This is a genomic window from Endozoicomonas sp. YOMI1, from assembly GCF_024606345.1.
In the GTDB taxonomy this organism is placed as follows: Bacteria; Pseudomonadota; Gammaproteobacteria; order Pseudomonadales; family Endozoicomonadaceae; genus Endozoicomonas.
This window is the reverse complement of sequence record NZ_JAHHPM010000314.1, coordinates 1-2,603: the sequence shown is the minus strand read 5'-3', so window position 1 is coordinate 2,603 and position 2,603 is coordinate 1. Positions and strand designations below refer to the sequence as shown.

Sequence of the window (2,603 nt, the reverse complement as noted above, 5' to 3'; positions counted from 1 at the left end):
GTTGTTGATCGTATATTCCCAGACAATCCAGATCGTAATTCAGGCCGAATTCTCAAAAGGAAGCCAACGCTTTAATAATTTGCACAAAAACCTACTGGCCTCTTACAAAGCTTGTACTATGTGCTGCTTCTGCTGTCTTTATTTAAACTAACTGGTTAGTCAGTATAAAACTTCTCCAGCACCAACTCAGTTCGATAGTCCTGATCTAATCCTGCCAGTTGGATCCGGGCTGCCATGCTCTCTTTTTCAAAGCGGGTACTTTGTTTGTGGGCATTGAAACACCACCGCCTTACTGTCGCAACGTTCTTTGCTGCTGTTCTCTCATGGATTTTAGAGGCGTCTTCTTCAAAGCTGACATCCAGTGACAAGTGCTGTCCATTTTCTATACTCCAATGATTGCGTACTGCTGACAGTACACTTGATGCTGTCATCTCCCGGCTCTCTATATAAAAATGCAATTCAGTTGTTTGTTTGTTACCAACCAATCTGTCTCTCTGGATAACCGAAAACTGCTTTAGGCCAGGCCACTCATGATTTGGATCTATATCCTCAATGTCGTTAAAAACCCAGCAACGACGGTGCTCCTGGCGGCCCCGATTTTTCTCAATCGTTTCTGCAAAGGTGTGTTCGTCATCGGCAGGTTCCGGATCATCCGGATGCTCTTCAATGTACTGAGAAAAGTATGCTTCGATATTACTGCTCAGAGTGGGCTGATTATCCTTGGCACACAGCAGGTAATCCGCTTTTTTTTCAATGATCTTTTTGCAAATATTTTTCTGGCAGCCCATGGCATCACTGGTAATCAAGGCTCCCTCCATAAGAAGCATATCGAGAACCTCAGGAATGGCAGTGATCTCGTTGGACTTCTGATCAACGGGAGTAAAACCTAATATAAGCTTAAGCTCTGAGCTGTAAGCACTGACCATATGTACCAGCTTCTTGCCTTTAGCTGGGCGTGACCCACGCAGAGCCTTGCCGTCAATAGCGATTACATTGTCGTTTTTTTCTGGATGAGGTCCCATTTTACGAGCATTTAAATCTGATACTGTGTCGCTTACCCAGTCGACAAATAACTGGGTAAAAGCTTCTGGGTCGAGCAGCTTGCACACTGTTGCGATGGTGTAATGGGTGGGAAAGCCGAATTTATAAGGAAAAAACTGACGAAACCAGAGGCGGTTGTATTTAGCGAACCGCTCCATCCCTTTCCATGTGGTGTAACCACTCAAAACACTGACATAAACGATAAATAAGACTTCTGGAAGCGGGTACGTAACGTGTATATCGCTACGAGGCTCAGTTAGCGTTTGAATTCTGACGACCATTGGTGTGTAGTTGGCCATTGCCGTGCCTCTGGTTATACCGGAGGTATCTTAATAGTACATATGTACGTCTCGTGCCACCGCCCTGGGAAAAATCTTTATTTTTTCCCTTTTTGCGGGAATTGCTGGTACTCATCCTGTTCAGTCTTGATAATGGTTTCGAAGCTTTATTGTGGCTGTTCAGGATGAGTTCTGCACTGTAAGTACTGCTTTATTGGCCTTAATGTCTACCCTAAGAAGAAATCCTTATCTTTACTGACAATGGCAAGACCATTTGTTTTTGCAAAGCTCCATAATTCAATATCCGGAGAGTTGTCCAGGCTTGCATGAATAACATGCAGGCTTTTCGGAAATCGGGCTTCTATTCGTGCTATTAACCGGGGGGAAAGATTTTCATCAAGGAGCAGCATCAGGCTGCACCTGTTATGGTATTCGCAGCATAAAGCAGTGCTGCTTTTATCTGCACCGCTTGCAGGTTGGGGTGATCTGTCAGGATTTCATCAGTGCTCATCCCCTCAGCCAGCATTTCAAGAATATCGATAACGGTTATTCTTGTACCCTTGATACAGGGCTTACCACACCGCTTGGCTGCATCGGTTTCTATGTATTGCAAATAATCCTGCTGGTCCATGCCTTTGCCCTCTTGCTTGTGTTTACACAGTCTAGCAAGACAGTCAGTGGCATGTCTTTACAAAACTCAGGGTCAAGGTTCAGGTCTTTCATCGTGCATTTCCGACCTGATGCTCTACTTTGTTACTCGTCATAAATAGAAAATGAAAGCAGGAAAGACTCGGCCGTTAAGAATTCAGACCGCAGGAGCGCTGTATCATGTGACTTCTCGCGGTGAGGTATTATTTCTGTTTATCAATCCGGTAGCTATAGCCTTATTGAGATTACCGATTTGGAGCAAGAGGCCGCATTATTTGCCAGATAGAAAAACACCCAGTGGCTAAGCCTTTGACCTGATCAGGCAAATAGGGATATAAAGCAAACTTCAGAGGGAAGCATGCCATTTCCGATTGTTACCTGAATTGTCTACTCAGCTCACTCAGTCATGGCCATTTTGAATGACTACATACCTTTCTCTGATGGTTTCCTTGAATGATTCTGGTATCTGATCCCAGGTAAACAAGTCTACCCGGAATGACAGGTTACTCTCTAAGAGTTGTCTGGAAATAACTTCCCTATTTTCATTGCCTGTCTCCGTTCGGACTGAGCTTGTCGAAGTCCGGTGGCACGACCCTTCGACAAGCTCAGGGTGAACGGAAATCGGGAACTTATTAA

The 2,603-nt window shown here is 44.6% G+C and carries 3 protein-coding genes and 1 pseudogene; all 4 read right to left on the bottom strand.

All coding sequences use genetic code 11. The annotated features are described in order from the left end of the window. Positions 1-155: 155 nt before the first annotated feature. The gene (locus tag KDK15_RS11255; RefSeq protein ID WP_257295451.1) at positions 156-1,340 is read right to left on the bottom strand and encodes an ISAs1 family transposase; all 1,185 of its coding nucleotides are present in this window, start codon (positions 1,338-1,340) and stop codon (positions 156-158) included. Between the two features lie 206 nt (positions 1,341-1,546). Further along, positions 1,547-1,729: a DUF5615 family PIN-like protein gene (locus KDK15_RS11250; protein WP_257295450.1), complete on the bottom strand. Its 183-nt coding sequence runs from the start codon at positions 1,727-1,729 to the stop codon at positions 1,547-1,549. After that, positions 1,729-1,950, bottom strand: coding sequence for a DUF433 domain-containing protein (locus tag KDK15_RS11245; RefSeq protein WP_257295449.1), 222 nt, complete (start codon positions 1,948-1,950; stop codon positions 1,729-1,731). The genes KDK15_RS11250 and KDK15_RS11245 overlap by 1 nt, the downstream gene beginning before the upstream one ends. A gap of 417 nt (positions 1,951-2,367) precedes the next feature. Next, positions 2,368-2,603: pseudogene (locus tag KDK15_RS11240) on the bottom strand (hypothetical protein); the annotation flags it as partial.

Excerpts from the sequence above, each read along its gene's own strand:
- KDK15_RS11255 (WP_257295451.1), bottom strand. The coding sequence starts at position 1,340 with ATGGCCAACTACACACCAATGGTCGTCAGAATTCAAACGCTAACTGAG.
- KDK15_RS11250 (WP_257295450.1), bottom strand. The coding sequence starts at position 1,729 with ATGCTGCTCCTTGATGAAAATCTTTCCCCCCGGTTAATAGCACGAATA.
- KDK15_RS11245 (WP_257295449.1), bottom strand. The coding sequence starts at position 1,950 with ATGGACCAGCAGGATTATTTGCAATACATAGAAACCGATGCAGCCAAG.